The following is a 24,763-nucleotide window of genomic DNA, read 5'->3' as shown; positions in this document are numbered from 1 at the left end:
AACGGGCGCCGCGTAACAACGCGGCGCCCGTTTTCTTTTGCGTTGTGAAAGCTTGCGTCAGTTGAGCTTGCGGACAGGGGCGCTGTTCAACCAGCCGCCGATACCCTCGATCATCTCCGCATAGATGCGTTTGTAATTCTCAGCGGTGACATAGCCGAGATGCGGCGTGATCACGACGTTGTCGAGCTTGCGCAGCGGGCTGTCGAGCGGCAGCGGTTCATGGGAATAGGTGTCGATGCCGGCACCGGCAATTTTCCCGGCCTGCAATGTTTCAAGCAGTGCGGCTTCATCCACGATCGGACCGCGGGCTGTGTTGATGAGATAGGCGGTCGGTTTCATGCGCGCGAGATCCGCACGTGACACCAATCCGCGTGAGCGATCACTCAGCACGAGGTGGATCGTGATGATGTCGGCCTGAGCGAACAGTTCTTCCTTGGTGGCGTAAGTGACGCCGGCTTTTTCGCAGGCCTCGGGCGTCAGATTGGTGCTCCAGGCAATGGTCTTCATGCCAAGCGCGCGGGCGATGCCGGCGACCTGACTGCCGAGCTTGCCGAGGCCGATGATCCCCAGTGTCTTGCCTTCGATGTCCTCGCCGACCGTAACCTGCCAGGGTTTGCCGGCCTTCATGCGCGCGTTTTCAAAGCCGATCTTGCGGGTCAGTTCCAGCATCAGGCCGATGGTCAGGCCAGCCGTCGGATTACCCACCATCGCGGTACCGCAAACGGTTATGCCACGAGCCTTCGCGGCCTCGAAATCGATCGCGGCATTGCGCATGCCCGAGGTGATTAGCAGCTTGAGTTTCGGCAGCGCCTCGAACATCGCGCGTGGAAACGGCGTCCGCTCGCGCATGGCGCAGATGATCTCGAAATCCTTCAGCGCCGTGGCTGCCTCGTCTGCGGAGGCGAACGGCTTGTCGAACACCGTCACTTCGATGCGATCGTCAAGCGCACGCCAGTCGCCGAGTTTCAGCGCCACGTTCTGGTAGTCGTCGAGAATTGCACAGCGCAGCCGCGTCATGGGATCGTCCATCCGGTGTGATGATGACGGCTGTTGAGGCCGTCAGGGAATGGACACATTGCGCGCCTCGCGGGCGTGCGCAAGCGCCTGCGTCGTCGGCAGCAGTTCGATCAGCTTAATGTGACGGTGAGGCCGGTTTGGACGAGTCTTTGGCGCGACAGGCAGGGCCGGGACCGCGCATGTAATGCTGCTCGGGTCGGTAGGGGTCGAATGCGGCGACGAAGAACAGCTGCCAGAACGTCCGGATTTCGTGGAGGAGGCCTGGGCGTGCCGCGCGGGTTTTGGCGGCGGCTGGAGAGGGGACTGATGTAATGGTTGCCATGACGAGGCTCCGCCTGTCTGCCCGCGACTTCAGTCGCGAGGGGCATGATTGATCGCCCTGCCAGCACTCTTGGCGGAAGTCGTTAAAAAGCGGTTTTAATTGTCACAATGGCTGCCTCGAAGAAGTGCAGAGTTACCAAATCCTTAAGACCCCCGGTTGCCCTTTCGGGGCCACGCCGCTACATCAGCCACAACCCATTTTTCACGCCCGCGACGGTTTTCAAGGATCACGATGGCTCGCCAATTCGTCTACTTCATGCAGGGTCTGACCAAGGCCTATCCGACCCGCAAGGTGCTGGATAACGTCCATTTGTCATTTTACCCGGACGCCAAGATCGGCGTGCTCGGCGTCAACGGCGCCGGTAAGTCGACGCTGCTCAAAATCATGGCGGGCCTCGACAAGGAATACACCGGCGAGGCCTGGGTCGCGCAGGGCGCCCGCGTCGGTTATCTCGAACAGGAGCCGCAGCTCGATGCGTCTTTGAACGTCCGCGAGAACGTCATGCTTGGCGTCGCCAAGCAGAAGGCGATTCTCGATCGCTACAACGAGCTGGCGATGAACTACTCGGAAGAAACCGCTGACGAGATGACCAAGCTGCAGGATGAGATCGAGGCCCAGGGCCTTTGGGATCTCGACAGCAAGGTCGACCAGGCGATGGACGCGTTGCGTTGTCCGCCTGACGATGCCGACGTCACCAAGCTCTCCGGTGGTGAACGCCGTCGCGTCGCGCTCTGCAAGCTACTGCTCGATGCACCCGAACTGCTGCTGCTCGACGAACCGACCAACCATCTCGACGCCGAATCCGTGTCGTGGCTCGAAGGCCATCTGCGCAACTATCCGGGTGCGATCCTGATCGTGACCCATGACCGCTACTTCCTCGACAATGTGACGTCCTGGATTCTCGAACTCGATCGCGGCCGCGGCATTCCCTACGAGGGCAACTACTCGTCCTGGCTGGTGCAGAAGCAAAAGCGTCTGGCACAGGAAGGCCGCGAGGACGCAGCCCATCAGAAGACTCTGGAACGCGAGCAGGAGTGGATCGCCTCGTCGCCCAAGGCACGTCAGGCCAAGTCGAAGGCGCGCTACCAGCGTTATGACGAGCTGCTCAAGAAGGCCAGCGAGAAGCAGACCCAGGGTGCGCAGATCACCATTCCGGTGGCCGAGCGCCTCGGCGACAACGTCGTCGACTTCGAAGGTCTCACCAAGGCCTATGGTGATCGCGTGCTGATCGACGATCTGACCTTCAAGCTGCCGCCCGGTGGTATCGTCGGCGTCATCGGCGCCAATGGCGCCGGCAAGACGACGCTCTTCAAGATGATCACCGGCCAGGAGAAGCCTGATAGCGGCACGATCACCGTCGGCGAGACCGTTCATCTCGGTTATGTCGATCAGTCGCGCGATGCGCTCGATGGCAAGAAGACCGTGTGGGAGGAAATCTCGGGCAACAACGAACTGATCCTGCTCGGCAAGAAGGAAGTCAATTCGCGCGGCTACTGCTCGTCGTTCAACTTCAAGGGCGGCGATCAGCAGAAGAAGGTCGGCGCATTGTCCGGCGGTGAACGCAACCGCGTGCATCTCGCCAAGATGCTGAAGTCCGGCGCCAACGTCCTGCTGCTCGACGAACCGACCAACGACCTCGACGTCGACACGCTACGTGCGCTGGAAGAGGCGCTGGAAGACTTCGCCGGTTGCGCCGTGATCATCAGCCATGACCGCTGGTTCCTCGACCGTATCGCGACCCATATGCTCGCTTTCGAAGGCGACAGCCACGTGGAATGGTTTGAGGGTAACTTCCAGGACTACGAGAAGGACAAGATGCGTCGTCTCGGGCAGGATTCGATCATCCCGCATCGCGTGAAATACAAGAAACTGACGCGCTGAGGAGAACTCTCAAATGGCCGACTGGAGCGCGCAGCAGTATCTGAAGTTCGAGGACGAGCGAACCAGGCCGGCACGGGATCTGCTCGCGCAGATTCCGCTTCTCGATGCCCGCAAGGTCGTCGACATCGGCTGCGGGCCTGGCAACTCGACGGAGCTTCTGGTCAATCGCTGGCCGCAAGCGTCGGTTATCGGTGTTGATACGTCGGCCGATATGCTGCGACAGGCGCGGGAACGTCTGCCCGCGCAGACGTTCATCGAGGCCAATATCGCCCATTGGGTGGCGCCGACTGGCTCCGATGTCTTGTTTGCCAATGCCGTGTTTCAGTGGGTGCCGGATCACGTCAAGCAGCTGAAGCGTCTCGTCGGCGCCTTGCCTGATGGAGGGGTGCTGGCTGTGCAAATGCCGGACAATCTCGACGAGCCCTCGCACATCCTGATGCGCGAGGTCGCTTATCTCGAGCCGTGGCGCGCGCAGCTCTCGAAGGCTGCGGAGCTGCGTGACTCATTGCCGAAACCCGGGGCCTATTACGATGCGCTGCAGCCGCTGTGTTCCCGCGTCGAGATCTGGCACACCGTCTACAATCATGCGTTGGCCGATGCCGCTGCGATCGTGGAATGGGTGAAGGGCACCGGGTTGCGCCCGTTCGTCGATCCGCTGGAGCCGCCGGAGCGCAAGGCTTACATCGCTGAGTATACCGCGCGCATCGCCGCGAGCTATTTGCCTCAGGCGGATGGGAAGGTTCTGCTGAAATTTCCGCGGATATTCATCGTCGCCGTCAAATAGCTGATGCGGCCAGTTGCCGCGCATACACGACATCATCGTGTCCAGTACGCGCCGCTATAAGATCGGCGCTTTCACCGCACTCCGATTCGACCCATAGCGAGCCCCCCATGTCCATGACGCCTGAAACGCCATTGCCGCCCAGAGGAAAAGGCGGGGCGATGCGACCGATTCCTGCGCTGATTTTTGGCTCGCGCTGGCTGCAGCTGCCCCTCTATATCGGCCTGATCGTGGCGCAGTGCGTCTATGTCGTGCTGTTCCTGAAAGAGCTCTGGCATCTGATCGCGCACTCGTTCGACTTCAGTGAGCAGCAGATCATGTTGGTCGTGCTGGGCCTGATCGACGTTGTGATGATCTCCAACCTGCTGGTGATGGTGATCGTCGGCGGCTACGAGACCTTCGTATCGCGGCTCAATCTGAACGGTCACCCGGACGAGCCGGAATGGCTCAGCCACGTCAATGCCAGCGTGCTGAAGATCAAGCTTGCGATGGCGATCATCGGCATCTCGTCGATCCATCTGCTGCGTACCTTCATCGAGGCCGGCAATCTCGGAAGCACTAGCGCGCGCACGACGAACTACACCGAGGTAGGCGTGATGTGGCAGACTATCATCCACATCGTGTTCATTCTCTCGGCCGTTGGCATCGCCTATGTGGACAAGCTCTCGAACGGAGTTGTTCCGCATCCGCCAGAAAACGGTCACGGCAAGCAGGGCCATGGAGGCCACGCGCATTGAAGATGAAGCCGGGCATGTGGACGACACTGCGACCGCTCTCAGTCGTCGTTATCCTGTGCTTGGTGATCATTCCCGTTCATTCGTTTGCTGCACCGGACGCCGGCTTTACCAATTTTATTGCTTCGCTCTGGCCTGAAGCCCAACAGGCCGGCGTCTCGCGCAAGACCTTCGATGAGGTCACGCGCGGGCTGGAGCCGGACTACAAGCTTCCGGATCTCATTCTGCCCGGCCGTCCTGCGACTGGCGCGCCGTCGCAGGCGGAATTCGTGCAGGTGCCGGCGGATTATGTGAAGGAGGCCAGCGTCATCCGGCTGGCGGGTGAGGGGCTGCGGCTGTTGCAGAAGCACCGCGCGACACTGGCTGCCATCGAGCAGCGCTTCGGCGTGCCGGCGACAATCATTCTGGCGATCTGGGGGCGCGAGACCGATTACGGTCGGTATGCGTTGCCCTATGACGGCATTCGCGTGCTGGCGACGCAAGCCTATGTCGGTCGCCGCAAGGACCAGTATCGCGGCGAGTTCATCGCGGCACTGAAGCTGATCGAGCGCGGCGACGTATCGCGCAAGGATCTGCGCGTGTCCTGGGGCGGCGCGACGGGGCTCACGCAATTCCTGCCGTCGGAACTGGATAAGCACGGCGTCGATTTCGACGGCGACGGCCGTGTCGATATCTGGAAGTCGGTGCCGGATGCGCTGGCATCAGCGGCGCAGCAACTCACGAACAAGGGTTGGCAGCGCGGTCTGCGCTGGGCCTATGAGGTGCGCGCGCCGGCCAATGCCGACTGCACCATGGGTGTTCCGGAGGTGACAAAGCCGATCGGCGAGTGGATTCGCGCTGGCTTCGTTCCGGTTCGTGGTGAGAAGCTCAGCGCGGCGGAGCAGGCGCAGCCGGCATCGCTGCTGCAGCCGGAGGGCATCTATGGCCCGGCCTTCCTGACGACGAAGAACTATTTCGTCATCAAGGAATACAATTTCTCCGATCTCTATGTGCTGTTCGTCGGCCATCTCAGCGACCGGATGGCCAATGGGCAGCCCTTTGCGACGCCGTGGTCGGCTTCGAACCAATTGCGCAGCACCGATGTCGAGGCCATGCAGCGGCACCTGACGAAGCTTGGTCTCTATGCCGACAAGATGGACGGCAAGGCCGGCATGAAGACGCGTGCTGCGCTCGGAGCCTATCAGAAGTCCGCGGGTCTCAAGGTCGATTGCTGGCCCAGTGAGACGGTGTTGCGGGCGATGAACGCGCGATAATCAGCCTTTCGAATGGCTAATGAAAAACCCGGCCGCGTAAACGGCCGGGTTTTGAATTTGAGAGGCCGCACGAATGCGCGGTCGTCAGGTCAGATCAATCGCAAACTTCGACCGGGCGCGAACGCCAGACGCCGCGATATTCGTCCCAGACGCGCTGGCGGACGACACGGCATTCCGGTTCGACATAAACCGGAGCGGGGGCGTAGCCGTAGCCATAGGCCGGAGCCGGACGGCTGGCTGCAATGGCGCCACCGAGGAGAGCGCCACCGATCAGGCCACCGGCAACGCCAGCGGCGATGCGGCCACCATCGGCCTTTGCGGCAGGCGCAACAGCAACCAGCGAACCGGCAACCGTCGCGGCGGCGAGCAAGGCGGAAATCGTCTTCTTCATCTCAAGTCTCTCCAGAAGGGCGCCGCAAGCGACGCACGGTTTAAGGTCTACTCACGCTGCGATTCGAATCGGCGGTCTCACTTAGAAAAGCGCCCAACCGTCAATTCGATGTAAACGTTAGCCAGTCAGTGATCCGAAAAAGCGGTTTTTTCGGGCCATTGCAAGCATCACGCACTGGAAATGTCGTAGGTTTCCGATGCGTGACAGGAGATCAGAGTGATCTCAGCCGCAAACGCGAACGCGGCGAATGCGCCAGCCGTAACCATCCCAGAAACGCTGACGTTGCCAGAAGCAGTCGCCGTAATAGCCGGGGCCGGCCACATAGGCAGGACGGCCGTAATAGCCGTAGCCGGGACCGTAATAGCCGGGACCATATCCCGAACCGGCAGCGATCGCGCCGCCAAGCAGGGCGCCGCCAATCAGACCTGCAGCCACCGCGCCACCGCCGCCATGCCCACGCCAGTGCTGCGCGCTTGCCGATGTAGGAGCCATGGCGGAAACGGCCAGGGTGGCAACGGCGGCAATGGCCATCAGAGTTTTCTTCATGGCATTCCCTTTCTCGGTCGGCTTCGCTCACAAATAGCGCTGCCTGACGCGAAAAGTTTCATACTTCACTTGAATGATCAATGAACGGGACCGCGCGATCCAGGTTACATCTTGATCTTAAAGCCATTCCGGACGGAGGTCCGTGACCCTCTACAAGGGCATGCCGCGTTGCAGGCGGTTGCTGGATAGGGGCATCTGTTGGCCCGATCACGGCGCTTGCGGGTCCCGGACGAGTTTTAGATTCGTTCCAATTTCTCCCATGCGATCAGTAGTTTGGAATAGCTTCAAAGTCGGCGTTTTCCTTTTGCATCGGGTCCTCCTCTTACATATCCAAGAGGGGTCCTGACCTGCGAGTTCGCCTTCATCTCATGATTGTTTGTTCCTGCAACGTCTTTTCCGACCATGATGTCCGTAGTGCCGTTGCCGGAGCGCGTCCGCCGCGTACGCCGGGGCAGGTCTATGGATGCCTCGGTTGCAGCGCCCAGTGCGGACGGTGCGTACGGACGATCAAGAAGATCATGGACGAAGCGCTGGGCACTTGTGCCAAGTCCTGCTGTGCCGGCTGCCCGCATACGGCGGCCCATGGGCAGTCTCATACCGAGACTCATGCGCATATCGAACTGGCAGATATTGCCTCGATCGAAGCGGCAGCCTAAGCTCTTATAAATTCAACAGCTTTCCATATTTTTCACGCCCTTGCCGAATTGGGCAAAAGGGGTTGTCCTGTTGCTGAATCTGATTTAGAAGGATTCTAAGTTTAGATGGAGCCTGTTTCGGACGGGTTCGGCAGACAGGAGAACATCATGAAGGGCGACCCGAAGGTCATCGAATTCCTCAACAAGGGCCTGCGCAGTGAGCTCACAGCGATCAGCCAGTATTGGCTGCACTTCCGGCTCCTGAATCACTGGGGCTTGGTCGACATGGCCAAGATGTGGCGCAAGGAATCCATTGAAGAGATGAATCATGCGGATCGTTTTACCGACCGCATTCTCTTCCTGGATGGCTTCCCGAACATGCAGGTTCTCGATCCGTTGCGCATCGGCCAGACGGTCAAGGAAATCATTGAATGCGATCTGGCCGCCGAAATCGGCGCCCGCACGCTTTATGAAGAAGCCGCCACCTATTGCCACGGCGTCAAGGATTATGTCTCGCGCGACCTGTTCGAGCAGCTGATGAAGGACGAGGAAGGTCACATCGACTTCCTCGAAACCCAGCTCGATCTGATCGAGCGGATCGGTATCGATCTCTACACCCAGAAGCACATGGGTGGCCTTGAGAGCGAGTTCTAAGCCTGGATCTTTGCGGCGTCTCAATAGACGCCGGACAATGTTGTCCGCCCCTGTTCCGGCAGGGGCGGTTTAGGCATATCGCATTTGGAGAATGCCGCGCGGATCGCCGCAGTCGATCCCTCCAGCGGATATTCGACGGCCGTTCGGCCCCCATTGATCGACCTGATCCGGACGTACAGTGTCTTTGAACCGGCAAGCTCGCCCACGAAAGTCGCGATCTCTGCCCTGTCTTCAATGACGATGATCTGGTTTCCCCGCACGACCCGCGAGCCGACGTCGTCGTGACCGGGTTTGCCATCGAACCGATAGCCCAGCACCGTGTTGCGGTTGCTGCCGATCTTGAAATCAAAGGCAAAGCGGATCAGCGGCGCGCCATCGATACATGTCAGCAGCAATGATGAGACGCGTGGAAAATCCACATTGCTGTTTGACGCTTCGGCAAAGACATAGGCGCTCGGTAGTTCGGCCCCGGTAATGCGGTCGATCTGGTGCGGGATCAGCCATTCGCCTGCATAGGTTTCGTCCCGTTCTGTCACGAACGGATCACGCACGCAGCCGCCAAGGATGAGGCTCGCGACCGTCATCAACTGGATCAACGCAACGCCACGCACAACGCTCTCCCCAAGTGTTGTAAATATACAACCTTAAGGTGAATATTTCAACGGCGGTTGTTAGTGGCCGCTGGCGGCCTTGCGGTCTGCATCCTTGATCGGATAGCGGATCCTACAATTACAGTTGCTGGCGATAGGCGACGTCGATCTGTTCTTGCGTCATCGGTTCACCGAGTTTCGTCTGGTCATGAACCATTTCGGAGATACTCGGCATCACCGAGCGCTTCACCTGCACCTCAGGCGACCACAGCTTCGAACGCATCAGCGCCTTGCCGCAATGAAAATAGGCTTCGGTCACTGTGATGCTCAACACCGCGCGCGGGAGCTTGCCGAACTCTTCCATCGACACCATCAGTTCCGGATCTTTAATCAGCCTGGCGACGCCACTGACACGCAAGGTGTCGTCGATGCCCGGAACGAAGAAGATCAGCTGCACATGGCCGCTGCCCGCCATCAGATTCTGGAACGTATCGATGCGGTTGTTGCCGGGACGATCGGGCATCTGCAGCTCGGTCAGCGAGGCGATCCGAACGAAGCCGACGCCGCCACCGCGCGGTGAGGCGTCGACGGTGCCGTCGGGGCCCGACGAGGCCAGCACGCAGAACGGTGACAGCGAGATGAACTTGCTGGAGTGCATATCGAGCGTCGGTCGCGCCTTGGCGATCACGCGCGGATGCGGCGTTGGATAAATGGTGCGGAGTTCGTCTGCTGCGACGTCGGTCACGTCTGCTCTCCCGATGCAATTTGATGGTGCAAAACTAGCATGCTGGCGCCTTGCGGAAAAGTCGCGCGGACAGCACCGCAACCGACGCCGGAGTCACCATGTGAATCCCTAACGTATGCTGCTTGCTGATTTGGCCCGTTCGCTATGGGCCTGTGGCGTCTTTGTGTGGCTCGAGCCAATTGATAACGCCGGCCCACCAACGCAATCGTGTGGGCATCACGAGTGCAAGCGATGCGGCGATTTCAATGACGCCGCTGGCGATGATGAGTTCGCGCGCGAAGGGCACCCAAGCGGGCGTGATGAGCAACAACTTCTCCGGCATGGCGAGATACGCAATGCCGGCGCCATTGGACGCGTTGACGTCAGTTGGATCATTCACCTGTCTTCGCGATCAGGCCTTGTCGATGATGTGGGTGTTGGGACGATCACTGCCCGAGGCCGTTTCCTCGTGCCACTGCCCTTTTTCGTCCTCATAGGCAATCACCTCGGTGCGTCCCGGCACCCTCTGCTCGGCAGCGGCGCGTTTGGCGGCTGCGGTGGCGAGAGCGTGCGTCGCATACGGCTCGGAGAAAACGGCGCCAACCTTATAGGCCCAACCGCCATCATGCTCGACGATCACATAGGTTACTTCCGTCATATCAGTCTCTCTTTATCCTGTAGCGCCCGCGGCGAGGTGACGGCGAGGCCAGAGTGACCTAACGCGCCGCGCGCAGAATTAGCCTCAAATTGGGCCCGATTGCCTGTGGATTGCAAGGCCGCACCCTGGCACCGTTTCGTGATCGTCATCACACGGCGTCAGCGGGAACGAAACAGCTGATGATGATCTCGCCGCGATGGCGCACATACCAGACGACGGCTTCGCCGACGGGGTTGCCGCGATCGCGGATCACGGCGCGCGTCGGCACCTCCATCCATATGCCTTCGATCGGCACCCAATAGGCGCCGTTGCGGACATCATATTCGGTGCGATGGCCGTCGGAGATATCGCAACACGGCACGCCATTGGGGGCGATGACGCTTTTGAACCAGCTCCGGATATCGTCGGGCACATCGTTGAACTGTCCGCGATCGATGGCGTGAGCGGTCGTTGCCATCACGGTGAGCGCTGCCAGCAGCGCAATCTGCATCAATCCCCGCATGCGAACCTCACATCGGTGTAGCATCACGCGCGGACGCCGGGTGCCGCACGAGACGACTCGGATTCTTGCGATGATTAAGCCCGAGCTATGGCGGCGACGCCTGCCCAAAAATTATACCCGGAGCGACGAGCTGGGGATCGCTGCGCTGCAGTATCGATCTGTTGGTCTCATGCCCAGCTTTGCCATGCTAGCATCTGTGTCAAGCGGCCTGATCAAATGGCTGCGCCGGGGAGGATGACTATGCCCAGCCGTTCTATGCGCGCGTTGTGCGCTGCTGCTGTCGTGACATGTGCTTCGCTTGCTGCCATGACCGCGTTCGCCGCCGATTACCCGGCGCCGAAACAGGGCGACTGGATCGCGAAGGATTTCAAGTTTCATACCGGCCATGTGATGCCGGAGTTGAATCTGCACTACACGACGGTGGGTGAGCCGAGCGGCCAGCCGGTGCTGGTGCTGCATGGCACCGGTGGTTCGGCGCTCAACATGTTGACGCCCGCTTTTGCGGGCGAATTATTCGGAGCGGGTCAGCCGCTCGATGCCACAAAATACTACATCATCATTCCTGATGCGCTCGGCCACGGCAAATCGTCGAAACCCTCTGACGGGATGAAAGCCGCATTTCCGAAGTACAATTACGACGATATGGTCGACGCCCAGCACCGGCTGCTGGTCGAGGGTCTTGGCATCAAGCATGTGCGGATGGTGATCGGCAATTCCATGGGCGGCATGCATGCGTGGATCTGGGGCACGAAATATCCTGATGTAATGGACATCCTGGTGCCGATGGCGTCGCAACCGACCGAGATGAGCGCGCGAAACTGGATGATGCGGCGCATGATGATCGAGACCGTGCGCGCCGATCCGGATTACAAGGCCGGCAACTACACATCGCAGCCCGGTATGATCAAATTTGCGAGCGTGATGTATGGCATCGCAACAGCCGGCGGCACGCTGGCCTATCAAATGCTGGCGCCGACCGGCGAGGCCGCCGACAAGAATGTCGATGACCGGCTCAAGGCGCCGTTTGTCGCCGATGCAAATGATTTCATCTATCAGTGGGAATCGTCGCGCGACTACAATCCGTCAGCAGGCCTGGAGAAGGTCGCATCCGTCGTGCTTGCGATCAACGCTGCCGATGACGAGCGCAATCCGCCGGAGACCGGGTTGATGGATGCCGCGCTGAAGCGGATCAAACATGCGAAACTGCTGCTGATTCCGGCGAGCACCGAGACCCGTGGTCATCTCACCACGGGTGGTGCGAAATTCTACAAACAGCAGCTGCAAGAGTTGCTGCAGACCGCGCCGCAGCGGACCATGTAGGCGAGGGCAGGACGGCACGGACAATGTCCGTGCCGCTTGGGGGATGACGTGTCAGTCGTCCTTGTTCTTGTGTTTGCGCTTCTTCTTTTTCTTCTCGCCGTCACTGTCGTCGTCCGGCTCGTCGGTTGCAACGGTGTCGGCTTCGATCAGTGCAGCGACGCGCTCGACGACTTCCTGCTGCTGTTCAAGCCGCAGGGCTTCCTCGCGCTCCTGTGCTTCGCGTGCGCGCATCTGGCGATGGTCTTCCCAGGCATCGAACACCATGTGCAGCCACGGCATGATCTGCTCGAGGGTCGGCAGCGTGCCGGGAGGACCCTGTTCGCCGCGCGGCCCGGCTTCACCCTGCACGCCGGGTTTGCCCTGAAGGCCCTGTTCACCCCGTGGTCCCTGCGGCCCGGCCTTGCCCTGCGGTCCGATCGGACCCGGCTTGCCGTCGGCGCCAGCCTTTCCGTTAACGCCAGCCTTGCCCTGCGGCCCGGCTTCGCCGCGCTTGCCCTGCGGTCCCGGCTTGCCATTGGCGCCGGCCTTGCCGGCCACGCCCGGCTTGCCCTGCGCGCCTTCCGGCCCCGGTCGTCCGGGATGGCCCTGCGGTCCGGGAAGCCCCGGTTCGCCGCGGGGGCCGCGTAATCCGGTCTGGCTGATCGTATCTTTTGCCACGCCTCACACTCCGTATTGATTCTGTCCGGCCGCTTTTAACAGGGGATGGATGACGGCTTCAATTCGCCGCTGCTGCCATGCCACCACAGACATTGCCGGTTGCGCTTCATCACATGCGGACTAGCATCGGCGTCGCTTGACCTACCGGCCCCGCGGCAGTTTGGCGTGGCGGCGAACAGAAGATCAGGGAGGAGAACATGCGGAGAGCGCAGGTCCTGTGGTTGCTGTGCGGCGCTGTGGCGCTGCTGGGGGCACCTGCGCCGGCCGCGGCTGCCGGACAGCTCGCCGTCGCGGTGGCCGATTTCGACTATAGCGACACCTCCGGCGAGGAGGCCGATCAATCCGCGCAGCATCACGATCGCATGACCATCTTCGCTGCGCTGCTGCGCGACGGGCTGGCGCAGCGCGACTACCGTGTGGTGCGCCCGGCCTGTCCGCAGCCCGTCTGCACTGCCGTCAGCATGGCGCCCGAGGATCTCGTCGCCGCAGCACGTCGCGACGGCGCGCGTTACTTGGTCTATGGCGGCATCCGCAAGATGAGTACGCTGGTGCAATGGGGCGAGGTGCAGTTGTTCGATGTCGAGCGCGAGCAGCTGGTGATGCGCCGCGCCGTCACCTTCCGCGGCGATACCGACACCGCGTTCCGCCGCGCCGCCGATTTCGTCAGCGAGACGGTGAAGGATGCAATGGCGGGTCGATGAGCGCCGTCACGATAGCGAAGCCACACACTCGATCTCGATCAGCATCGCCGGATTGGGCAGCGCCTGAACCACGCAGGTGGTGCGGGCCGGATAGGGCGGCGGCCCGAAGCCTTCGGCGTACAGAGCATTCATCGGAGCCACGTCGGACGCGCGCGTCAGCAGAACGTTGACCTTGACGAGGTGCGAGATGTCGGTGCCTGCATCCTTCAGCACCCGTTTGATCGTGCGCACCACAAATCCGAACTGCGCCTCGAATTGTTCCGGCAACTGGCCATTGGCGTCGAAGCCGGGAATGCCGGAGACGAACAGGAGATCGCCGACCCGCGCGGCATAGGACAGCGGCGGCGCTTTGATTCCGGGAGGGGGCGGGAAGTGCTGGATGGGCATGGTCGGATTCTCTGTGTCAGGCCAAGGGACTATAAGATGCGTTGACGAGGGTGTGGATGGCTTCGCAGTGCCTGATGAGGCTCGCATGCGAGGCGACACACCGCTTCAGCGGCGTATCGATGTCGTAAAAATGGATGTTGGCGATAAAGCCATAGATGCCTGCATCGATGCTGGTCGGCTTGGGGCCATGTAGGAAGCCCTCCGCAGGGACCAGACGCGCCAGCACGTCGAGATCGGCGATGCCGCGGGCATAGGCGTCGCTTGGTGCGTAGCGGCCGATCCCCTGGAAATGATAGCGCTGTGCGTTGTAGGCGCGGGCCTTGTCGAGCGTGGCGGCGTCGGTGCCGGGATGTTGCGCCATGAAAGCATCCCGGAACAGCGGAAAGATACGCTCATCCTTCCATCGCGAATATGACATCACCCAATAGAGATCGTCGAGCATGCGCGTGATCAGCAGATTGGTGTCACGTTGTGTCGGTGTCACATCCGCATCGATGGTCAGGCCGTGCTTGTCGATCACATAGGCGATGATCGTCCCGCTGTCGCCGATGGTGCGACCATCGTCGACGATATAGGGCAACTGCCCGCGCGGCGCGGCAGAGGCATCGAGCACATGTTCATGCGCGAAGGGCACGCCCGCCAGCCTGAGAAAGGCGTAGACCTTCAGCCCATAGCCATTGTTGTCAGCGACGCCAAACAGATCAGGCCAAGAATACAGCGTGAGCATGAGGTCGTGTCCGTGCGGGAAAAGCGCAGGCTAGCATGTATTGGCATTTCATACAGGGCCGTTGTTTGAACCCGGGAACGGTGAAGGCCGACCGATACTGACCGGCTCCGGTCTCGTAGGAACGATGCCGAAAGTCATCCGCACGAAATGAAGATACATGAAGTCATACCTGGTTCTTTCTGTCTGGCTGATTCTTGTGGGGACTGCCGACGCCGGCGAGATTCGCCGTGGCGCATCCATGCAGGTGAAACCGGATTCGATCTGGTTCGAGGATCGCTCGAATCTGGCACGATGGCAGGTACTAAAGAAAGCCGGCGATTCAAAGGCTCTGGCGTCGTATCAGGATAGCCTGCTGCAGGCGCGCGAGGCATGGCAATTCAGCAAGCCGCTCACTGTCAGAATTCGCGGCTTTGAGCCGAAGGCGCATCTGGTCGATGTCGAGATGCAGACCGAAGGCCGGCTGCAGGGCTCCACATGGTGCTGGATACCGGCGCGCTCATGCATTAGCGCTATGCGCGCTATCCATGCGCCGGCACATCGACGCCGTCTGCCGAATACTGCCTGATCTTGTTGCGCATGGTGCGAACCGACACGCCGAGCACGCGGGCGGCGTGAGTGCGATTGCCGTCGCAACGCGCGAGGGTCTGCAGCATCAGTTCGCGCTCCACCTCATGAACAGTCGCGCCGATCAGCATCGTCACGACCTCGCTGGGATCTGACGAGGGTGCAAACGTGTCCGTTTCAGCCGGCGAATCGTCACGCGGGCGGTCAAGGGACTCGAAAAGGGATTCCTGGATCATGGGTATCTCCCGATCAACGCCTGCTTCGTCGCGCGAAGCAACAACATCGAGAACGAACAGCCCCCAGCCGTTGCGTTGCGGCAAGGTGGGCGCGATTGGTTAATGAAAGGTTAATGCATGGGTACCATTGGGTGTGCCGCCGGGGTTTTGCAACAAAGAAAGTCGTCTTGTATGCCCTTGGCGCCTTGGAACCCGGCATGTCGATAAGCGCACAGGGCGCGCATGCCTTGTGATGTCAGTGAGGATAGGGGAGTGGTGCGAGCACAGCCAGTGATCGCCGCTTATGACGCCATGCCGCGGGTACTGCATTGGTCGCTTTCAAGGTTACGATTGGTTCAGGCCGTTACCCGATCTACGCTTTCTCGATCTGTCGCATGAGCGTGCGACGTGTGCTCAATGCATCGTGACCGAGCATGCCCACCGCCATTGCGACGACGAACACAATCACCGGAAGGCCTAGCCCCGCGAGGTTGACCAGCGCGGGGCCAGGACAGAGCCCCACGAGGCCCCAGCCGATCCCGAACAGCGTGGCCCCGATAACGAGCGGCGTGTCGACGTCCCTGCGTGTCGGCCACAGGTTCTTTGCGGCAAGGACAGGTGTGCCGCGCCGCCGCGCCAGTGCGAAGCCAAGACCGGTGACCGCGACTGCGCCGGCCATCACGAAAGCCAGCGTCGCGTCCCAAGCCCCGAAGATATCGAGGAAGCCGAGTACTTTCCCGGTGTCCGTCATGCCCGAGATCAGGAGACCGATGCCGAACACGAGGCCGCAAGCAAAGCTGACGAAAACAAGTAGCATTGCATCAGCCTCCGATACCGTGACGCACGACGGCGACCGTGGCGATCGCTGCGGCCATGAAGATCGCTGTGGCGACGATTGAACGTGCTGACAGGCGTGCGATACCGCATACGCCATGGCCGGATGTGCAGCCGCCACCCATGCGGCTGCCGAAACCGACCAGAAGCCCGGCGATAATGATGACGATCAGGCTCGCCGGCATCGCTGGTGCTGGCAATGGTGTGCCCGAAAGCGAAGCGAGCAGGGGCGCTGCCAGAAGTCCGGCGACGAAGGCGATGCGCCAGCCGCGATCGCCGGCACCGGGCTGGAGTAGCCCTCCGAAAATGCCGCTGATCCCGGCGATGCGTCCGGTCAGCAGCATCAGCATGGAGGCAGCGAGCCCGATCAGCGCGCCGCCTAGGAGTCCGGAGAGAGGTGTGAGATTGTGCATGGGTAGCAGCCCTTTCAACGAGCGTTGTTTGGTCCAACGGTGGGCGAGCTCGGTTCACGTCTGCAGCGTAGAGTGGGCACTCTATTACAATTCGCGATATCTCTCCATCTGCGTGGAGCACGTAGTTCGTATGAAGCGAAGCGAAATATGGGCGAGACGATGTCGACTGGGAGTAGTTCGGGTTGCGTAATGCTTCATCCGGGCTAGGCTCGCTTAGATAAGCAGCGGTCATCGTAAGGTGGGGCGCAAAAATTCAGAGGCTCTGTCCACCCTACCAACTGGAGCAAATCGGTGATGGATACTTCAGATAACGGATACTCGATCTTTAAATTGATTCATGCATCCCCTGGAATGGCGTATCTTGGGCGGAAAAAGCTGCGAAGTTTTACGTTGAACGTTTTTAGTATGAATAAGATCGAACTCCAAAACGATCTTTCGATTCTCCAAAGCCCAGAAATTGGCGTCAAGCTTATGAGTGAGGAGTATCGAAGTGCTGGTCATCAAGTTCATCGCGAGCTTAATCGGAGATTTCACAATTATTTGGCTGCCGCAAAAACTCTCGTTGATCACACTCGGGCGTTTGTTGCTGAGCACTATAAGGGAACGAAAATTGACGAGGATTACCAAGCAGAAGTAGCCAGGACATTCGTCAACAATGAGCTTTGCAGATTTATGCAGGATATTAGAAATTACGCTTTGCATCGAGAGCTGCCGATCTCAAATATGACTCTCAAATTCACCCGGGCTGAAGGAATTAGAACGGGAGTTTTTATCGAGACGGAACAATTGAGAAAGTGGGATGGATGGACTTCTGCCAGCAACGCGTTTCTGGCGCGTCAGGACGTTGAGATTGATCCCGTGCATATTGTGAATAGCCACGCTTCGATCGTGGAAACGTTTCACCAATGGTTTGATGGAGCTTTGGCTGCTTACCATCAGAGGGATTTGGATGAGTTGAGAGTTTTAGAAGAAGAGCAAGAGAAAATTCAAAGAGGGTCTTGATCGAATAACTCTGCAAGATAGATTAGCATTTCGGACAAAGCTTTGCCGGTGGCGTGCCACCCATATAATGATGAGCGGAGCGCGGATAATGCTGGTGCCAATTGTGAGCATCTCGGATTGCGCAACGCTTGGACCGGGCTTGATTTCTCGCTGTCGGATACGAGAAAAGGCCGGGCAAATGCCCGGCCTTCTTTGAAGTAGTGGATGCCCGGGTCAAACTCGGACATGACGGTGTAAGCGGCAAGATACGTTACAGCGCCTTGTTGCTGTCCTTCACCGCCTGCGCCTGCACGTAGACCTGCTCGCCCATGTCCTTGAACTTCTGGCTCATGCTGGCCATGCCGTCCTCGATCACGCCTGACATCGACATGCCCATCGTCGCTGTGCCGCCGAGGTTCAGCGCGGCCTTCTCGTTGTCGCCGAGGGTTGCCGCGTAGTCGCGCACGTCCTGCGTGATCTTCATCGAGCAGAACTTCGGTCCGCACATCGAGCAGAAATGCGCGACCTTGTGGGCGTCCTTTGGCAGTGTCTCGTCGTGATAGGCGACGGCGGTTTCCGGATCGAGGCCGAGATTGAACTGGTCCTGCCAACGGAAGTCGAAGCGCGCGCGCGAGAGCGCGTCGTCGCGCAGCTGCGCGGCGGGGTGGCCCTTGGCGAGATCCGAGGCATGCGCGGAGATCTTGTAGGTGATCACGCCGACCTTGACGTCGTCGCGGTTGGGCAGGCCGAGATGCTCCTTCGGCGTCACGTAGCACAGCATCGAACAGCCGAACCAGCCGATCATGGCGGCGCCGATGCCCGAAGTGATGTGGTCGTAGCCCGGCGCGATGTCGGTGGTCAGTGGCCCCAGGGTGTAGAACGGGGCTTCGCCGCATTCCTTGAGCTGCTTGTCCATGTTGATCTTGATCTTGTGCAGCGGTACGTGGCCGGGGCCTTCGATCATCACCTGGCAGCCCTTCGCCCATGCCACCTTGGTGAGTTCGCCGAGCGTCTCCAGTTCGGCAAACTGCGCGCGGTCGTTGGCATCCGCGATCGAGCCGGGGCGCAACCCGTCGCCGAGCGAGAACGACACGTCATACTTGCGCATGATGTCGCAGATCTCTTCGAAATGCGTGTAGAGGAAGCTCTCCTGGTGATGCGCGAGGCACCACTTCGCCATGATCGAGCCGCCGCGCGAGACGATGCCGGTGACGCGGTTGGCGGTGAGATGGATATAGGCCAGCCGGACGCCGGCATGGATGGTGAAATAGTCGACGCCCTGTTCGCACTGCTCGATCAGCGTGTCCTTGTAGAGCTCCCAGGTCAGCTTGACCGGATCGCCGTCGCACTTCTCCAGCGCCTGATAGATCGGCACGGTGCCGATCGGGATCGGCGCATTGCGCAGGATCCATTCGCGGGTGGTGTGGATGTTGCGGCCCGTCGAGAGGTCCATCACGGTGTCGGCACCCCAGCGGATCGCCCACACCATCTTGTCGACTTCTTCTTCCACTGACGACGTCACGGCGGAGTTGCCGATATTGGCATTGATCTTGGTGAGGAAGTTGCGGCCGATGATCATCGGCTCGAGTTCGGCATGGTTGATGTTGCAGGGGATGATGGCGCGGCCGCGCGCGATTTCCGAGCGCACGAATTCCGGCGTGACGAACAGTGGCACTTCGGCGCCGAAGCTCTCGCCGTCGGCGCGCGCGGCCTCGGCGCGCTCGAGCTGGACCTTGCGGCCGAGGTTCTCGCGCTCGGCAACGTAGATCATTTCCTTGGTAATGATCCCTGCGCGGGCGAATTCATACTGCGTGATCATGTGATCGCCGACGCCGCGCAGCGGCTTGTGATAGGCCTTGAACGACTTCGCGGCATGGGCTGCGCCGACATTGCCGTTGTCTTCCGGCTTGATCTCGCGGCCCTGATATTCCTCGACGCCGCCGCGCTCCTTCACCCAATCGAGACGCGCGCGGGATAGGCCGTTATTGACGTCGATCAGCACGTCCGGATCGGTATAGGGACCCGACGTGTCGTACACGGGGAGGTTCGGCTCGCCGGCGCCTTCGCTCAGGATGATCTCGCGCAGCGGCACGCGCAGGTCGGGCGCGCTCTCCGGGATCGCGTAGATCTTTCGGGACGAGGGCAGGTTGCCGGTGGTGACGGCGGGCAGGGTGGTGTCGGGATTGGAGCGGATGTTCATGGACTAATCCTCCGTTGTCGTTCTTGAAATGTCAGGCGGCTTTGGCGGACGCGCCAAGCCATTGATGGACGCGTGCGTCCGGGTCTGCGTGTTGGGTAACGTCGCTGACGACGGCGATGGAATCCGCGCCGGCGGCAAAGATCTCTGCGGCCTGTTCGAACTTGATACCGCCGATCGCCACCAGCGGCAGCGCGCCGATGCGCTTCTTCCAGATGGGAATCTTAGGAATACCCTGCGGCGCGAAGCGCATGGACTTCAACGTCGTGAAGAAGATCGGCCCGAGCGCAACGTAATCAGGATTGGCGCGGAGTGCGGTTTCAAGTTCTTCCTCGTCATGGGTCGAGAGGCCCAGTGTGATGCCGGCCTTGCGGATCGCGGCAACGTCGGTGTCGGCCAGATCTTCCTGGCCGAGATGCAGGTGCTGCGCCTTGAGGTCGATGGCGACGCGCCAGTAGTCGTTGACCACAAGCTTCGTTTTCGTGCCATTCGTTACGGCGAGGGCCTCGCGAAACAGCGTCGTCGCAGCCGCGTCATCGAGATCCTTGGCGCGAAGCTGCACGGTACCGACGCCGAGCGAAGTCAGGCGCTTCACCCAGGCTACGGTGTCGACGACGGGATAAAAGCGGTCAGGATACGGCATGCCAGAACGGTGTCCCGATGACTGGAGTGGAAGGAGAAGCGAAATCGCGCGCGCCCATCAGGCCCGCCTCGAAGCCGGTGCGGCCGGCCTCGACGGCGAGGCGGAAGGCATTGGCCATGGCGACGGGATCGGCCGCTTTGGCGATAGCGGTATTGAGCAGCACGGCGTCATAGCCGAGTTCGAGCGCTTCGGCGGCATGCGATGGCGCACCGAGGCCGGCATCAACCACCAGCGTGATATCGGGCAGGCGGTCGCGCATCAGCTTCAGTGCGTCGGCATTGATGATGCCGCGTGCGCTGCCGATCGGTGCCGCCCATGGCATCACCACTTTGCAGCCGGCATCCACCAGACGCATCGCGACGCTCAAGTCCTCGGTGCAATAGGGGAACACCTCGAAGCCGTCCTTGATCAGGATATCGGCGGCTTCGACGAGGCCGACCACATCGGGCTGCAGCGTGTCGTTGTCGGCGATCACTTCGAGCTTGATCCAGGAGGTGCCGAACAATTCGCGCGCCAGCTTCGCAGTGGTGACTGCCTCGCGCACGCTGCGGCAGCCCGCGGTGTTCGGCAGCACGGTGACGTCGAGTTCGCGGATCAGCGACCAGAACGCATCGCCAGTCTTGCCGCCGGCGGATTCACGCCGCAGCGACACGGTGACGATGCCGGCGCCAGAGGCGCGGATCGCGTCCTGCATGATCGCGGGCGACGGGTAGAGCGCTGAGCCAATCAGCAGGCGCGATTTGAATTCCTTGCCGTAGAAACTCACCATCAGGAATTAGCCTCCCTGCCGTGGCGTGATGATCTCGATCTCGTCGCCAGCCTTCAGCGGTGTTTGCGCCCAGGCGCTGCGCGGCACCACGTCGAAATTCAGCGCAATGGCGCAATGCGTGCCTTCATAGTCCAGTTCCTGCAGCAGCGCACCGACATGCGACGCCTCGATCTCGCGGTGCTCGCCATTGACGGTCACTTGCATTGCATCACCTCATTGTCGATCTCGCCACGCTTGATATAGTTGAGCGTCAGCTCCGCCAGCGCAGGCGCCAGCAGGAAGCCGTGGCGATAGAGGCCGTTCACTGCAATCGTGTTCTTGTCGATCGCAATGCGCGGCAGGTTGTCGGGAAAGGCCGGACGAAGTCCCGAACCGAATTCAAGGATGCGCGCTTCGGCAAAGGCCGGATGCACGGCATAGGCTGCGCCGAGCAGTTCGAGTGCGGAGCGCACGCTGACGCCGGTGTCCTCGCCTTCGATGGACGTCGCGCCGAGCATGAAGCGGTTCTCCGCACGTGGAATTACGTAAAGCGGCCATCGCGGATGCATCAGGCGGATCGGGCGCGATAGCTGCACCTCGTCGGTCTCGACGATGATGATCTCGCCCTTGACGCCGCGCAGCTTCGAGGTCTCGTCTTGCTCGCGCGCATAAAGGCCGCGGCAGTCGATCACCAGACCGTCGAGGTCTTCGGCCTTCTGCTCGCAATTGTATTTGATGACGCCGCCGGCTTCGGTGATGCGCCGATGCAATTCCGGCAGCACGCGGCGGGGCTCCACATGGCCTTCGCCGGGATAGAACAGCCCGTCGCGAAACCGCCCTTCGAGCGAGGGCTCGATCTCGGCGATACCAGCCGCATCGAGCCGCGTATAGCCGGAGGTCATTTTTGCGAAACGCTCGAAATCGGCGCGGTCGCGCGCATGAGCGATCACCAGCGAGCCGTTGAACGGCGTATCGGGTAATTCCTCGCGCCACAGATCGAGCGCGCGCAAGCCGAGTCGCGACACCACGGGCTCGGAGACTTCAGCCTCGCACCACGGCGCCAGCATGCCGCCGCCCCAATGTGTGGTGGATTCGCGCATCTCGGCATTGTCGCGCTCATAGAGCGTGACGGCGTGACCGGCTTTGGCCAGCATCAACGCCTGCCAAGCGCCGGCAATGCCAGCGCCAATGACTGATATCGATTGACCCGCCACGGGAGAGTCCCCGCGCGGAGATTGCGTAGTCTGAAACATCCCTGTCCCTTCGCCGGCATGACCCGGATCAGGTTCAAAGGGTCACCGCGGTCTCGCGCGTCTCTTCCGGAACAGGAAAAGTGCAAGCTTGCGGTATCTCAGCTCCTCGTCGGAGCCCCCCTCGGAACGACTCTAATGTAAACCTATGGATGGGCGTGTCAACGCGCCCCGGGAATCCCTTGACGTGTAATCCCTTGGGATTCCACCCGATCACGCACAATTACGGCTTCAGAGCCTGCGCGTTGGCATTGGCCGTGTTCTGCAAGTGCAGGCGCTCGGCATCCTTGGCGAAGATCGGCTGATGCGGCGGCGCGGAAACGTCACGGCGCTGGCGCTTGGCGGCATAGTAGTAGCCGCCGGCATAGTAGGACACCGCGCGGTTGTGATTGCCGTTGGCGGCACGGTAGGCGCCGGCGAGATACTTCACCGCGTAAGTGAGATTGGTGTTGGGATCGCGGAGGCCTTCGGCAGTGCCGGTGTAGCCAACGCCGCGCGCGGTCGCGAGCTTGATCTGCATCAGGCCGATGGTGCCGCCGCGGCCGATAAGATTGGGGTGATACTTGCTTTCCCGCACGATCACACGATGCACCAGCGCCTCGGGCACGCCATTGGCCTGGGCATGGGTGGCAACCAAAGCGTCGTAGTCGGCACGCTGTTGCGCGGATGCCAGTTGCGGAACAGCGGCAACAGCCAGAATCGTCGCCAGGGACAGAGAAATACGTTTCATGAATGGTCTCGAAAACTTCGCTCTCCGCCAGTAGCGGAGGCAGTCTTTCAGACGGCCTAAACCATCCGATTCAATTGTCCGAGATGAGGGCTCGAATTGAGTCTTTCTGTAGGCCAGATTCGCGAGTTCCGCCCGGTATTTACCCCAAATTATGCCCTGTCGTGCTTTCTTGCGGTATTCCAGCGCTTTTCTTGCGACTTTTCAGGGGCATGCCGAGCATGACGATGTCCGCCACCCATCCCGTCGTAACGCGCAAGACGATGCACGGGCTGCTCCCGCTCTGGGCGGGGATCGCGGTTTATACGCTGTGGCTCGCGGCGGGCAACGCCCTCCTGAGAGATCCGGATGCGTATTGGCAGATCGCAGTCGGGCAGTGGATTCTCGATCACCATGCGGTGCCGACAACCGACATCTACTCGTTCACGATGTACGGCCAGCCGTGGATCTCGACCCAGTGGTTGTCTCAGGTCCTCTACGCGGTCGCCTATGCCGGCGCTGGCTGGACCGGCGTGGTGGTGCTTGCCGCCGCTGCACTGGCTGTGACAATGGCGCTGTTGGCGCGCTTTCTCGATAAGCGCCTGCCGGCCACGGTGACGATCATTTTCGTCGCGACGGCTCTCGCGCTGATGGCTGGGCACGTTGTCGCGCGGCCGCATCTGCTGGCGATGCCGGTGATGGTGGCATGGGTCGCCGGCCTTGTGAATGCGATGGATCGCAAAAGCGTGCCATCGTTCTGGCTGCTGCCGCTGATGGCGCTTTGGGCCAATCTGCATGGCGGCTTCATTCTCGGGCTGGCGCTGATCGGTCCGATCGGCATTGATGCGATCTGGCATGCGCCGAAACCGATGCAGCGCGCGTTGCTGCTGCGCTGGGCGCTGTTCGGCATTGCCGCGCTGGCAGCAAGTTGCGTGACCCCTTATGGCTGGGACTCGCTGCTGGCGTCGCGTCGCATTCTCAATCTCGGTGAAGCGCTGGCGCTGATCGGCGAGTGGCGGCCTGCGAATTTCAATCATGCCGGGCCTCTGGAGCTGACCGTGCTGGTGGCGTTCGCGCTGGCGCTTTGGCGCGGCATCACGCTGCCGCCGATGCGCATCGTGCTCGTGATTGGCTTCGTGTTCATGGCGCTCAGTCATGTGCGCAACGCCGAAGTGCTGGCGTTGCTGGCGCCGCTGGTCTTGGCGACGCCGCTTGGCTTGCAGATCGGCGGACCGCAGCGGCCAGAGGCCAATCATCTGTCGCCGCAGCGCGGCTTGTTGTTCGCGGGGATTACGATCTGTCTGATCGCCGGAACGTTCGTATTGGCGTCCGTGCAGCGCTACATGCCGCTCAAGGCGGCTGCGCCCGCAAAGGCGGTGACTGAACTCCAGAAGCTTAAGCTCAGCCGCGTGTTCAACGACTACGATTTCGGCGGTTATCTGATCGCGCGTGGCGTGCCAACCTTCATCGATGGCCGTACCGAATTGTTCGGGACAAAGCTGATGGTCGACCACAACAATGCCAGCGGTCTGATGGAGCCCGACAATCTGTTCCGGCTGCTGAAGGACTACGACATCGAGGCGACCTTGCTGCGAACCCAGAGCGCGGCGACCAAGCTGCTCGATCGCGTCGATGGTTGGGAAAAGGTCTATAGCGATGACATCGCTACGATCCATCTGCGCAAACCGGGTGCGGTCCACAGCGTTGCGCCTGCGGTGAAGGCGAACTGAGC

General features: G+C 60.8%; 32 protein-coding genes and 1 riboswitch. Of the genes, 11 read left to right on the top strand and 21 right to left on the bottom strand.

The genetic code is table 11. The features are described from left to right. Positions 1-57: 57 nt before the first annotated feature. Both AB8A33_RS17980 and AB8A33_RS17975 read right to left on the bottom strand, forming a co-directional pair. Positions 58-1,017 (bottom strand): D-2-hydroxyacid dehydrogenase family protein, encoded by a 960-nt coding sequence (locus tag AB8A33_RS17980; RefSeq protein WP_439093978.1) that lies wholly within the window; start codon positions 1,015-1,017, stop codon positions 58-60. Between the two features lie 115 nt (positions 1,018-1,132). Continuing rightward, positions 1,133-1,339 carry a hypothetical protein gene (locus tag AB8A33_RS17975; RefSeq protein WP_439093977.1) on the bottom strand — a complete coding sequence of 69 codons (207 nt, stop codon included), beginning with the start codon at positions 1,337-1,339 and terminating at the stop codon, positions 1,133-1,135. A 231-nt stretch (positions 1,340-1,570) separates the two neighbouring features. On the opposite strand from AB8A33_RS17975, the gene ettA reads away from it, so the two are divergent. From ettA to AB8A33_RS17955, 4 genes are all read left to right on the top strand, one after another. Next, positions 1,571-3,220: an energy-dependent translational throttle protein EttA gene (gene ettA, locus AB8A33_RS17970; protein WP_149531426.1), complete on the top strand. Its 1,650-nt coding sequence runs from the start codon at positions 1,571-1,573 to the stop codon at positions 3,218-3,220. A 13-nt stretch (positions 3,221-3,233) separates the two neighbouring features. Next, positions 3,234-4,004: a trans-aconitate 2-methyltransferase gene (gene tam, locus AB8A33_RS17965; RefSeq protein ID WP_439093976.1), complete on the top strand. Its 771-nt coding sequence runs from the start codon at positions 3,234-3,236 to the stop codon at positions 4,002-4,004. A 107-nt stretch (positions 4,005-4,111) separates the two neighbouring features. Then, complete coding sequence (locus AB8A33_RS17960) at positions 4,112-4,738, top strand: TIGR00645 family protein (RefSeq protein WP_439093975.1); 627 nt, start codon at positions 4,112-4,114, stop codon at positions 4,736-4,738. Between the two features lie 14 nt (positions 4,739-4,752). Beyond that, a complete protein-coding gene (locus AB8A33_RS17955; protein WP_439095963.1) occupies positions 4,753-5,988 on the top strand; it encodes a lytic murein transglycosylase in 1,236 nt (411 codons plus the stop codon). Positions 5,989-6,082: 94 nt separating this feature from the next. Here the strand turns inward: AB8A33_RS17955 and AB8A33_RS17950 are convergent, their stop codons facing one another. Together AB8A33_RS17950 and AB8A33_RS17945 are read right to left on the bottom strand one after the other, a co-directional pair. Then, on the bottom strand, positions 6,083-6,379 hold the full coding sequence (locus AB8A33_RS17950) for a hypothetical protein (protein WP_068732235.1): 297 nt from the start codon (positions 6,377-6,379) through the stop codon (positions 6,083-6,085). Between the two features lie 222 nt (positions 6,380-6,601). Next, positions 6,602-6,925 carry a hypothetical protein gene (locus AB8A33_RS17945; RefSeq protein ID WP_439093974.1) on the bottom strand — a complete coding sequence of 108 codons (324 nt, stop codon included), beginning with the start codon at positions 6,923-6,925 and terminating at the stop codon, positions 6,602-6,604. A gap of 368 nt (positions 6,926-7,293) precedes the next feature. Here AB8A33_RS17945 and AB8A33_RS17940 point away from each other — a divergent pair, with 368 nt between their 5' ends. Both AB8A33_RS17940 and bfr read left to right on the top strand, forming a co-directional pair. After that, on the top strand, positions 7,294-7,581 hold the full coding sequence (locus AB8A33_RS17940; RefSeq protein ID WP_439093973.1) for a (2Fe-2S)-binding protein: 288 nt from the start codon (positions 7,294-7,296) through the stop codon (positions 7,579-7,581). Between the two features lie 147 nt (positions 7,582-7,728). Next, positions 7,729-8,214 carry a bacterioferritin gene (bfr, locus tag AB8A33_RS17935; protein ID WP_092150935.1) on the top strand — a complete coding sequence of 162 codons (486 nt, stop codon included), beginning with the start codon at positions 7,729-7,731 and terminating at the stop codon, positions 8,212-8,214. Between the two features lie 20 nt (positions 8,215-8,234). Here bfr and AB8A33_RS17930 read toward each other — a convergent pair whose 3' ends face one another. The 5 genes from AB8A33_RS17930 to AB8A33_RS17910 form a co-directional block, all read right to left on the bottom strand. Further along, the gene (locus tag AB8A33_RS17930; protein ID WP_439093972.1) at positions 8,235-8,825 is read right to left on the bottom strand and encodes a hypothetical protein; all 591 of its coding nucleotides are present in this window, start codon (positions 8,823-8,825) and stop codon (positions 8,235-8,237) included. 118 nt (positions 8,826-8,943) lie between these two features. Next, on the bottom strand, positions 8,944-9,549 hold the full coding sequence (locus AB8A33_RS17925; protein ID WP_439093971.1) for an MSMEG_1061 family FMN-dependent PPOX-type flavoprotein: 606 nt from the start codon (positions 9,547-9,549) through the stop codon (positions 8,944-8,946). A gap of 142 nt (positions 9,550-9,691) precedes the next feature. Next, entirely contained in the window at positions 9,692-9,928 is a 237-nt protein-coding gene (locus AB8A33_RS17920; protein ID WP_439093970.1) for a hypothetical protein, read from the bottom strand. Between the two features lie 12 nt (positions 9,929-9,940). Continuing rightward, positions 9,941-10,186 carry a DUF2188 domain-containing protein gene (locus tag AB8A33_RS17915; protein ID WP_068732250.1) on the bottom strand — a complete coding sequence of 82 codons (246 nt, stop codon included), beginning with the start codon at positions 10,184-10,186 and terminating at the stop codon, positions 9,941-9,943. Between the two features lie 148 nt (positions 10,187-10,334). After that, the gene (locus AB8A33_RS17910) at positions 10,335-10,688 is read right to left on the bottom strand and encodes a hypothetical protein (RefSeq protein WP_439093969.1); all 354 of its coding nucleotides are present in this window, start codon (positions 10,686-10,688) and stop codon (positions 10,335-10,337) included. 255 nt (positions 10,689-10,943) lie between these two features. On the opposite strand from AB8A33_RS17910, the gene AB8A33_RS17905 reads away from it, so the two are divergent. Next, positions 10,944-12,008, top strand: coding sequence for an alpha/beta fold hydrolase (locus AB8A33_RS17905; protein ID WP_439095962.1), 1,065 nt, complete (start codon positions 10,944-10,946; stop codon positions 12,006-12,008). 51 nt (positions 12,009-12,059) lie between these two features. Here AB8A33_RS17905 and AB8A33_RS17900 read toward each other — a convergent pair whose 3' ends face one another. Beyond that, positions 12,060-12,665, bottom strand: coding sequence for a collagen-like protein (locus AB8A33_RS17900; protein ID WP_439093968.1), 606 nt, complete (start codon positions 12,663-12,665; stop codon positions 12,060-12,062). Between the two features lie 197 nt (positions 12,666-12,862). Between AB8A33_RS17900 and AB8A33_RS17895 the strand changes: the two genes are divergently transcribed. Continuing rightward, positions 12,863-13,366 carry a DUF2380 domain-containing protein gene (locus AB8A33_RS17895; RefSeq protein ID WP_439093967.1) on the top strand — a complete coding sequence of 168 codons (504 nt, stop codon included), beginning with the start codon at positions 12,863-12,865 and terminating at the stop codon, positions 13,364-13,366. Positions 13,367-13,372: 6 nt separating this feature from the next. Here AB8A33_RS17895 and AB8A33_RS17890 read toward each other — a convergent pair whose 3' ends face one another. Both AB8A33_RS17890 and AB8A33_RS17885 read right to left on the bottom strand, forming a co-directional pair. Beyond that, the gene (locus AB8A33_RS17890; protein WP_439093966.1) at positions 13,373-13,753 is read right to left on the bottom strand and encodes a RidA family protein; all 381 of its coding nucleotides are present in this window, start codon (positions 13,751-13,753) and stop codon (positions 13,373-13,375) included. A 16-nt stretch (positions 13,754-13,769) separates the two neighbouring features. Next, positions 13,770-14,480: a glutathione S-transferase family protein gene (locus AB8A33_RS17885; RefSeq protein ID WP_439093965.1), complete on the bottom strand. Its 711-nt coding sequence runs from the start codon at positions 14,478-14,480 to the stop codon at positions 13,770-13,772. A gap of 157 nt (positions 14,481-14,637) precedes the next feature. Between AB8A33_RS17885 and AB8A33_RS17880 the strand changes: the two genes are divergently transcribed. Next, on the top strand, positions 14,638-15,045 hold the full coding sequence (locus tag AB8A33_RS17880; protein ID WP_439093964.1) for a hypothetical protein: 408 nt from the start codon (positions 14,638-14,640) through the stop codon (positions 15,043-15,045). Here AB8A33_RS17880 and AB8A33_RS17875 read toward each other — a convergent pair. From AB8A33_RS17875 to AB8A33_RS17865, 3 genes are all read right to left on the bottom strand, one after another. Continuing rightward, positions 14,999-15,280: a helix-turn-helix domain-containing protein gene (locus AB8A33_RS17875; RefSeq protein WP_439093963.1), complete on the bottom strand. Its 282-nt coding sequence runs from the start codon at positions 15,278-15,280 to the stop codon at positions 14,999-15,001. The two genes, AB8A33_RS17880 and AB8A33_RS17875, sit on opposite strands and share 47 nt — an antisense overlap. A gap of 352 nt (positions 15,281-15,632) precedes the next feature. Beyond that, positions 15,633-16,076, bottom strand: coding sequence for a DUF6691 family protein (locus AB8A33_RS17870; RefSeq protein WP_439093962.1), 444 nt, complete (start codon positions 16,074-16,076; stop codon positions 15,633-15,635). A gap of 4 nt (positions 16,077-16,080) precedes the next feature. Beyond that, on the bottom strand, positions 16,081-16,506 hold the full coding sequence (locus AB8A33_RS17865) for a YeeE/YedE family protein (protein ID WP_439093961.1): 426 nt from the start codon (positions 16,504-16,506) through the stop codon (positions 16,081-16,083). A gap of 294 nt (positions 16,507-16,800) precedes the next feature. On the opposite strand from AB8A33_RS17865, the gene AB8A33_RS17860 reads away from it, so the two are divergent. Further along, positions 16,801-17,508 (top strand): hypothetical protein, encoded by a 708-nt coding sequence (locus AB8A33_RS17860; protein WP_439093960.1) that lies wholly within the window; start codon positions 16,801-16,803, stop codon positions 17,506-17,508. Between the two features lie 250 nt (positions 17,509-17,758). Here AB8A33_RS17860 and thiC read toward each other — a convergent pair whose 3' ends face one another. The 6 genes from thiC to AB8A33_RS17830 form a co-directional block, all read right to left on the bottom strand. After that, entirely contained in the window at positions 17,759-19,687 is a 1,929-nt protein-coding gene (thiC, locus tag AB8A33_RS17855; RefSeq protein WP_439093959.1) for a phosphomethylpyrimidine synthase ThiC, read from the bottom strand. A 31-nt stretch (positions 19,688-19,718) separates the two neighbouring features. Further along, on the bottom strand, positions 19,719-20,327 hold the full coding sequence (locus AB8A33_RS17850) for a thiamine phosphate synthase (protein WP_439093958.1): 609 nt from the start codon (positions 20,325-20,327) through the stop codon (positions 19,719-19,721). Next, the gene (locus tag AB8A33_RS17845; protein ID WP_175367204.1) at positions 20,314-21,096 is read right to left on the bottom strand and encodes a thiazole synthase; all 783 of its coding nucleotides are present in this window, start codon (positions 21,094-21,096) and stop codon (positions 20,314-20,316) included. The genes AB8A33_RS17850 and AB8A33_RS17845 overlap by 14 nt, the downstream gene beginning before the upstream one ends. 6 nt (positions 21,097-21,102) lie before the next feature. Continuing rightward, complete coding sequence (gene thiS, locus AB8A33_RS17840) at positions 21,103-21,300, bottom strand: sulfur carrier protein ThiS (RefSeq protein WP_439093957.1); 198 nt, start codon at positions 21,298-21,300, stop codon at positions 21,103-21,105. Then, positions 21,291-22,328: an FAD-dependent oxidoreductase gene (locus AB8A33_RS17835; RefSeq protein WP_439093956.1), complete on the bottom strand. Its 1,038-nt coding sequence runs from the start codon at positions 22,326-22,328 to the stop codon at positions 21,291-21,293. The genes thiS and AB8A33_RS17835 overlap by 10 nt, the downstream gene beginning before the upstream one ends. After that, positions 22,316-22,460, bottom strand: a riboswitch (TPP riboswitch). It overlaps the preceding gene by 13 nt. 88 nt (positions 22,461-22,548) lie before the next feature. Beyond that, positions 22,549-23,055 carry a transglycosylase SLT domain-containing protein gene (locus tag AB8A33_RS17830; RefSeq protein ID WP_439093955.1) on the bottom strand — a complete coding sequence of 169 codons (507 nt, stop codon included), beginning with the start codon at positions 23,053-23,055 and terminating at the stop codon, positions 22,549-22,551. Between the two features lie 218 nt (positions 23,056-23,273). On the opposite strand from AB8A33_RS17830, the gene AB8A33_RS17825 reads away from it, so the two are divergent. Continuing rightward, entirely contained in the window at positions 23,274-24,761 is a 1,488-nt protein-coding gene (locus tag AB8A33_RS17825; RefSeq protein ID WP_439093954.1) for a hypothetical protein, read from the top strand. The last annotated feature ends 2 nt before the right edge of the window (positions 24,762-24,763 follow it).

The organism is Tardiphaga sp. 813_E8_N1_3, from assembly GCF_051811025.1.
Classification (GTDB): domain Bacteria; phylum Pseudomonadota; class Alphaproteobacteria; order Rhizobiales; family Xanthobacteraceae; genus Tardiphaga.
Note: the sequence above shows the minus strand (reverse complement) of the source record. Positions and strands in the feature narration are given on the sequence as shown.